The sequence below is a fragment of the Kluyvera sp. genome, from assembly GCF_965301105.1.
Window position 1 is genome coordinate 1 of the sequence record NZ_CBDKZX010000122.1, and the last position, 7,327, is coordinate 7,327.

The following is a 7,327-nucleotide window of genomic DNA, read 5'->3' on the forward strand; positions in this document are numbered from 1 at the left end:
GTGCGGATGCGTTGAAGTTAGCCTCTGAACTGCGTAATGAGTTCTGCATTCAGGTAACCGGCACCGTTCGTGCGCGCGACGAAAAGAACATCAACGCGGATATGGCAACCGGCGCTATCGAAGTTCTGGCTTCCGATCTGGTTATCATCAACCGTTCAGAATCACTGCCGCTGGACTCTAACCACGTCAACACCGAAGAAGCGCGTCTGAAGTACCGCTACCTCGATCTGCGTCGTCCGGAAATGGCTCAGCGCCTGAAAACTCGCGCTAAAATCACCAGCTTCGTGCGCCGCTTTATGGACGATCACGGTTTCCTCGATATCGAAACCCCGATGCTGACCAAAGCGACCCCGGAAGGCGCGCGCGATTACCTGGTACCGTCTCGCGTTCACAAAGGTAAATTCTACGCGCTGCCGCAGTCGCCTCAGCTGTTCAAACAGCTGCTGATGATGTCCGGCTTCGACCGCTATTATCAGATTGTAAAATGCTTCCGTGACGAAGACCTGCGTGCTGACCGTCAGCCTGAATTTACCCAGATCGACGTGGAAACTTCCTTCATGACAGCCCCGCAGGTGCGTGAAGTGATGGAAGCGATGGTGCGTCAGCTGTGGCTGGAAATTAAAGGCGTGGATCTGGGCGACTTCCCAATCATGACCTTCGCCGAAGCTGAACGCCGTTACGGTTCCGACAAACCGGACCTGCGTAACCCGATGGAGCTGGTGGACGTTGCTGACCTGCTGAAAGACGTGGAATTCGCGGTCTTCTCCGGCCCGGCAAACGATCCGAAAGGCCGCGTAGCTGCGCTTCGCGTACCGGGCGGTGCTGCGCTGACCCGTAAGCTGATCGACGAATACGGCAACTTTGTGAAGATCTACGGTGCGAAAGGCCTGGCATACATCAAAGTCACCGAACGCGCCAAAGGTCTGGAAGGCATCACCAGCCCGGTCGCTAAATTCCTGACCGCCGACATCATTGAAGCTATCCTTGAGCGCACTGGCGCGCAGGACGGCGACATGATCTTCTTCGGCGCGGATAACAAGAAAGTGGTTGCCGACGCGATGGGCGCGCTGCGCCTCAAGCTGGGTAAAGACCTGAATCTGACCGACGAAACGATGTGGGCGCCGCTGTGGGTTATCGACTTCCCGATGTTTGAAGACGACGGTGAAGGCGGCCTGACCGCGATGCACCACCCGTTCACCTCGCCGAAAGACATGACCGCCGAAGAACTGAAAGCGGCACCGGAAGACGCAGTCGCCAACGCCTACGATATGGTGATCAACGGCTACGAAGTAGGCGGTGGTTCCGTACGTATTCACCGTGGCGACATGCAGCAGACCGTGTTTGGCATTCTCGGCATCAACGAACAAGAGCAGCGCGAGAAGTTTGGCTTCCTGCTGGACGCGCTGAAGTACGGTACGCCGCCGCACGCGGGTCTGGCATTCGGTCTCGACCGTCTGACCATGCTGCTGACCGGCACCGACAACATCCGTGACGTTATCGCTTTCCCGAAAACGACCGCGGCTGCCTGCCTGATGACCGAAGCGCCAAGCTTCGCCAATCCGGCCTCTTTGGGCGAGCTGGGTATCCAGGTTGTGGCAAAAGAGCCGAAAGCGTCGGCGGAGAACGAGTAACATGCTATTCAAGCAGCCCGTCTCTATTCTGGTGGTCATTTATGCCCAGGACAGTAAACGGGTGCTGATGCTGCAGCGACGCGATGACCCCGATTTCTGGCAGTCGGTTACCGGCAGCCTGGAAGCGGGGGAAACCGCGTCGCAGGCCGCCATGCGCGAAGTAAAGGAAGAGGTCACCATTGACGTTGTTTCTGAGCAACTGACCTTGATGGACTGTCAGCGCACGGTGGAGTTTGAAATTTTTCAACATTTACGACATCGCTATGCGCCGGGCGTGGTGCGCAATACGGAATCCTGGTTCTGCCTTGCGCTGCCCCACGAGCGGGAGATTGTGTTCACTGAACACCTGGCCTACCAATGGCTCGATGCGCCCGTTGCGGCGGCGCTGACCAAGTCGTGGAGTAACCGGCAGGCGATTGAAGAATTTGTCATTAACGCTGCCTGATAGGGCAAAGTTTTTTGGAGATATTTTTATGGCAGGTCATAGTAAATGGGCCAACACCAGACATCGTAAAGCGGCGCAGGATGCAAAGCGCGGCAAAATTTTCACCAAGATCATTCGTGAGCTGGTGACGGCGGCCAAACTGGGCGGCGGCGATCCGGATGCTAACCCGCGTCTGCGTGCGGCGGTGGATAAAGCACTGTCCAACAACATGACCCGTGACACCCTGAACCGTGCCATTGCGCGCGGTGTGGGCGGTGATGAAGACTCGAATATGGAGACCATCATCTATGAAGGTTACGGTCCTGGCGGCACGGCGGTGATGATTGAATGTCTGTCCGATAACCGTAACCGTACCGTTGCGGAAGTGCGTCACGCGTTCAGCAAAACTGGCGGCAACCTGGGAACTGACGGTTCCGTTGCTTACCTGTTCAGCAAAAAAGGCGTGATCTCTTTTGAGAAAGGCGACGAAGACGTCATCATGGAAGCAGCGCTGGAAGCCGGTGCTGAAGACGTTGTGACCTTCGATGACGGCGCGATTGACGTTTACACCGCGTGGGAAGAGATGGGTAAAGTGCGCGACGCGCTGGAAGCCGCAGGTCTGAAAGCTGACGCCGCTGAAGTCTCAATGATTCCGTCGACCAAAGCGGACATGGACGCGGAAACCGCGCCGAAGTTGTTACGTCTGATCGACATGCTGGAAGACTGTGACGATGTTCAGGAAGTCTACCACAACGGTGAAATCTCTGACGAGGTTGCTGCTACCTTAGAATGAGGTGGCTGAACCCTAACATAACAGGAGATGCGTGATGGCTATTATTCTCGGCATTGACCCGGGGTCGCGCATCACCGGTTATGGCGTGATTCGCCAGGTGGGTCGTCAGTTGACCTACCTCGGCAGCGGTTGCATTCGCACCAAAGTTGAGGATCTCCCGTCGCGCCTGAAGTTGATTTACGCGGGCGTGACGGAGATTATCACCCAGTTCCAGCCGGACTATTTCGCGATAGAACAGGTCTTTATGGCGAAAAACGCCGACTCGGCGCTTAAGTTGGGGCAGGCGCGCGGGGTGGCGATTGTCGCCGCCACTAACCAGGAACTGCCGGTCTTTGAATACGCCGCCCGTCAGGTCAAACAGACCGTGGTGGGTATCGGTAGCGCGGAAAAAAGCCAGGTTCAGCATATGGTGCGCACGTTGCTCAAACTGCCCGCCAACCCGCAGGCTGATGCCGCGGATGCGCTGGCTATTGCCATTACCCACTGCCACGTCAGCCAGAACGCCATGCAGGTGAGTGACGGCAGGTTGAATTTAGCGCGTGGGCGGTTGCGATAATCACAAATGAGGCTGGATAAACATCCAGCCTTTTTTTATGATAGTACATTACCTTTTCAGCCCTTAACGCAGGAGCGTCACGTGATAGGCAGACTCAGAGGCATCATTCTCGAAAAACAACCCCCGCTGGTCCTTCTGGAAACCGGCGGCGTCGGCTATGAAGTGCATATGCCCATGACCTGTTTTTACGAGCTGCCGGAAGCCGGGCAGGAAGCGATTGTCTTTACCCACTTCGTGGTGCGTGAAGACGCGCAGTTGCTGTACGGTTTCAACAACAAACAGGAACGTACTCTGTTTAAAGAGCTGATTAAAACCAACGGTGTCGGCCCGAAGCTGGCGCTGGCTATTCTCTCCGGCATGTCGGCGCAGCAGTTTGTCAACGCGGTTGAACGCGAAGAGCTGGGCGCACTGGTCAAGCTGCCGGGGATTGGCAAGAAAACCGCCGAGCGTCTTATCGTCGAGATGAAAGACCGCTTCAAAGGCCTGCACGGCGACCTCTTTACGCCAGCCGCCGATTTGGTACTGACCTCACCGGCTGGCCCGGAGAGCGACGACGCCGAGCAGGAAGCGGTTGCCGCGCTGGTGGCGCTGGGCTATAAACCTCAGGAAGCTAGCCGGATGGTGAGCAAAATTGCCCGTCCGGACGCCAGTAGCGAAACATTGATCCGCGAAGCGCTCCGTGCAGCGCTATGAGGTAAAGGATGATTGAAGCAGACCGCCTGATCTCAGCAGGTAGTACGATAGCCGAAGAGGTGGCCGATCGCGCCATCCGCCCCAAATTACTGGAAGAGTACATCGGCCAGCCGCAGGTGCGCTCGCAGATGGAAATCTTTATTCAGGCGGCGAAACTGCGCGGCGACGCGCTGGACCATCTGCTCATCTTCGGTCCGCCGGGTTTAGGGAAAACCACGCTGGCGAATATCGTGGCCAATGAAATGGGCGTTAACCTTCGCACCACCTCAGGTCCCGTGCTGGAGAAAGCGGGCGACCTGGCGGCCATGCTCACCAACCTTGAACCTCATGATGTGCTGTTTATCGATGAGATCCACCGCCTGTCTCCGGTCGTCGAGGAGGTGCTGTACCCGGCGATGGAAGACTATCAGTTGGACATTATGATTGGTGAAGGCCCGGCTGCCCGGTCGATTAAAATCGATCTGCCGCCCTTTACCCTGATTGGCGCCACCACCCGCGCGGGTTCGCTGACCTCGCCGCTGCGCGATCGCTTCGGTATCGTACAGCGTCTGGAATTTTATCAAGTGCCGGATCTCCAGCACATCGTGGGCCGCAGCGCCCGCTATATGGGGCTGGAGATGAGCGATGAAGGCGCGCTGGAAGTGGCGCGTCGCGCACGCGGTACGCCGCGTATTGCCAACCGTCTGCTCAGGCGTGTGCGCGATTATGCGGAAGTGAAGCACGACGGCACCATTTCCGCAGAGATTGCTGCGCAGGCGCTGGATATGCTGAACGTTGACGCGGAAGGCTTTGACTATATGGACCGCAAGCTGCTGCTGGCGGTGATTGATAAGTTCTTTGGCGGCCCGGTCGGGTTGGATAACCTGGCGGCGGCAATTGGCGAAGAGCGAGAAACCATTGAGGACGTGCTGGAGCCCTATCTGATTCAGCAAGGGTTCTTGCAGCGCACGCCACGTGGCCGTATGGCAACCTCGCGCGCGTGGACGCACTTCGGCATCCAGCCGCCCGAGATGCCTTAGTGTCTGATGGCGCTTCGCTTATCAGGCCTACGGAATTGTGTAGGCCCGGTATGCGAAGCGACGCCGGAAAAATCAGGCAGCGGCTTTCTTTGTCATACTCAGAATAAACAGCAGCGCCGCGCACAGCACCACGGAAGGGCCGGCTGGCGTATCGTAAAACGCCGAGAAGGTTAGCCCACCGGTTACCGCAATCATCCCAACACCCACCGCAATCCCCGCCATCTGCTCTGGCGTACGGGCGAAGCGACGTGCCGTCGCGGCCGGAATAATCAGCAGCGAGGTGATAATCAGCGCCCCGACAAACTTCATCGCCACGCCGATGGTCAGCGCTGTCACCAGCATCAGCAGCAGCTTAACCCGCTGTAGCTTCACGCCGTCGACAAACGCCAGATCCGGGCTGATGGTCATCGACAGCAGATTACGCCACTGCCAGAACAGAATTGCCAGCACCACAATCACGCCGAGCGCGATCGAGATAAGATCCTGCGGGGTGACCGCCAGCAGGTCGCCAAACAGGTAGGCCATCAGGTCGACGCGGATGTTCGACATCAAGCTTACCACCACCAGACCGAGCGACAGCGCGCTGTGCGCCATAATGCCGAGCAGGGTATCCACCGCCAGGTGAGGGCGCTTTTCCAGCCACACCAGCCCCGCCGCCAGCAGCAGCGTCACGGCGATGACCGCATAAAACGGATTCACGTCGAGCAGTAAACCAAAAGCGACACCCAGCAGGGAAGCATGCGCCAGGGTATCGCCAAAATAGGACATACGACGCCAGACCACAAATGAGCCTAACGGGCCGGCAGCACACGCCAGCATCATTCCGGCAAGCCAACCGGGAAGTAAAATTTCAATCATGACTGCCCATTTCCCCGACGTAAAACAATACGGCCCTGTAAATCGTGGCGGTGGTTATGTTGATGACGATAAATTCCGAGCTGTTCGGCGCCGCGCGGCCCAAACATTGAGATAAATTCCGGGTGCATTGAGACCACATCCGGCGTGCCGGAACAGCAAATATGATGGTTGAGGCACAGCACTTCGTCAGTTTTCGCCATAACCAGATGCAGGTCATGCGACACCATCAGCACCGCGCAGTCCAGCTCCTGGCGCAGCTGGTTGATCAGATCGTACAGCGCCACCTGGCCATTAACGTCAACGCCTTGAGTCGGCTCATCTAGCACCAGCAATTGCGGTTTGTTCAGCAGCGCACGAGCCAGCAGTACGCGCTGGGTTTCGCCACCGGAAAGCTTCTGCATTGGCGCATCCTGCAGGTGTCCTGCCTGCACGCGCTTGAGCGCCGGGAGAATATCTTCTTTACGTGTAGCAGGGTGCAGACGCAAAAAACGCTTGACGGTCAGCGGCAATGTTGCATCTAGGTAAACCTTCTGTGGTACATAGCCGATACGCAGCTGTTTTTCGCGCACCACGACGCCTTCGCTGGGCGCAACAAGCCCGAGCACTACGCGTACCAGCGTAGATTTACCCGCGCCGTTAGGGCCAAGCAGCGTCAGAATGCGGCCTAGCTTGAGATTCAGTGAGATGTCGGAGAGCACCCGGCGCTGGCCGAAGCTGACGGAGACATTTTCCAGCGATACAAGATTCGTCATAGCAATTAGGGGTTGCACAAGAGAGTGAATGTTATAATATCACACTTCTTTCATTCATTTCGATTATTAGACGCATTATGTTACAGAAAAATACGCTTCTTTTCGCAGCTTTATCCATGGCCCTTTGGGGTAGCGCCGCACAACGTGCCGATGCCGCCGTTGTCGCCTCACTGAAACCGTTAGGATTCATCGCTTCAGCGATTGCCGATGGCGTCACTGAGACCCAGGTTTTACTGCCTGACGGTGCGTCTGAGCATGACTATTCACTGCGCCCATCTGATGCAAAACGCTTACAGAACGCGGACTTAGTGGTCTGGATTGGTCCGGAGATGGAAGCCTTCATGGACAAGTCAACGCAAAGCATTTCCACCGCAAAAAAAGTGACAATCTCACAGCTGGACGGCGTGAAACCGTTGCTCATGAAAGGGGCTGATGACGACGGTGACGAAGGTGCGGAAGAGGGCGATCATGACCATGCTCACGGCGAAAAAGGTGACGCACATCACCATCATGGCGAATACAACATGCATCTGTGGTTATCCCCAGAGATAGCGCGGCTTTCGGCGGTTGCAATCCATGACAAATTAGTGGAACTTATGCC

9 protein-coding genes are annotated in these 7,327 nt (G+C 56.8%); 7 read left to right on the forward strand and 2 right to left on the reverse strand.

Annotated features, from left to right (window positions below; all coding sequences use genetic code 11):
- From aspS to ruvB, 6 genes are all read left to right on the forward strand, one after another.
- Nucleotides 1-1,631, forward strand: a 1,631-nt coding sequence (aspS, locus tag ACW14G_RS21485; protein WP_455648782.1) for an aspartate--tRNA ligase, incomplete at its 5' end; no start/stop codon positions are given.
- Nucleotide 1,632: 1 nt separating this feature from the next.
- A complete protein-coding gene (nudB, locus tag ACW14G_RS21490) occupies nt 1,633-2,076 on the forward strand; it encodes a dihydroneopterin triphosphate diphosphatase (RefSeq protein WP_163447972.1) in 444 nt (147 codons plus the stop codon).
- A gap of 28 nt (nt 2,077-2,104) precedes the next feature.
- Entirely contained in the window at nt 2,105-2,848 is a 744-nt protein-coding gene (locus ACW14G_RS21495) for a YebC/PmpR family DNA-binding transcriptional regulator (RefSeq protein ID WP_064544690.1), read from the forward strand.
- Between the two features lie 34 nt (nt 2,849-2,882).
- Entirely contained in the window at nt 2,883-3,404 is a 522-nt protein-coding gene (gene ruvC / locus ACW14G_RS21500) for a crossover junction endodeoxyribonuclease RuvC (RefSeq protein WP_249023100.1), read from the forward strand.
- An 81-nt stretch (nt 3,405-3,485) separates the two neighbouring features.
- Nucleotides 3,486-4,097, forward strand: a complete 612-nt coding sequence (gene ruvA, locus ACW14G_RS21505) for a Holliday junction branch migration protein RuvA (RefSeq protein ID WP_064544698.1) — start codon at nt 3,486-3,488, stop codon at nt 4,095-4,097.
- 8 nt (nt 4,098-4,105) lie between these two features.
- Entirely contained in the window at nt 4,106-5,116 is a 1,011-nt protein-coding gene (ruvB, locus tag ACW14G_RS21510; RefSeq protein WP_163447974.1) for a Holliday junction branch migration DNA helicase RuvB, read from the forward strand.
- Between the two features lie 72 nt (nt 5,117-5,188).
- On the opposite strand, the gene znuB is transcribed toward ruvB, so the two are convergent.
- Nucleotides 5,189-5,974 carry a zinc ABC transporter permease subunit ZnuB gene (gene znuB / locus ACW14G_RS21515; RefSeq protein ID WP_163447975.1) on the reverse strand — a complete coding sequence of 262 codons (786 nt, stop codon included), beginning with the start codon at nt 5,972-5,974 and terminating at the stop codon, nt 5,189-5,191.
- On the reverse strand, nt 5,971-6,726 hold the full coding sequence (znuC, locus tag ACW14G_RS21520) for a zinc ABC transporter ATP-binding protein ZnuC (RefSeq protein ID WP_455648783.1): 756 nt from the start codon (nt 6,724-6,726) through the stop codon (nt 5,971-5,973). Before znuC ends, znuB begins: the two co-directional genes overlap by 4 nt.
- Before the next feature lie 77 nt (nt 6,727-6,803).
- Here znuC and ACW14G_RS21525 point away from each other — a divergent pair.
- The coding region (locus ACW14G_RS21525; RefSeq protein ID WP_455648784.1) for a metal ABC transporter solute-binding protein, Zn/Mn family at nt 6,804-7,327 on the forward strand (524 nt) is incomplete at its 3' end.

Excerpts from the sequence above, each read along its gene's own strand:
- znuC (WP_455648783.1), bottom strand. The coding sequence starts at position 6,726 with ATGACGAATCTTGTATCGCTGGAAAATGTCTCCGTCAGCTTCGGCCAG.
- ACW14G_RS21495 (WP_064544690.1), top strand. The coding sequence starts at position 2,105 with ATGGCAGGTCATAGTAAATGGGCCAACACCAGACATCGTAAAGCGGCG.
- ruvB (WP_163447974.1), top strand. The coding sequence starts at position 4,106 with ATGATTGAAGCAGACCGCCTGATCTCAGCAGGTAGTACGATAGCCGAA.
- nudB (WP_163447972.1), top strand. The coding sequence starts at position 1,633 with ATGCTATTCAAGCAGCCCGTCTCTATTCTGGTGGTCATTTATGCCCAG.
- znuB (WP_163447975.1), bottom strand. The coding sequence starts at position 5,974 with ATGATTGAAATTTTACTTCCCGGTTGGCTTGCCGGAATGATGCTGGCG.
- ruvC (WP_249023100.1), top strand. The coding sequence starts at position 2,883 with ATGGCTATTATTCTCGGCATTGACCCGGGGTCGCGCATCACCGGTTAT.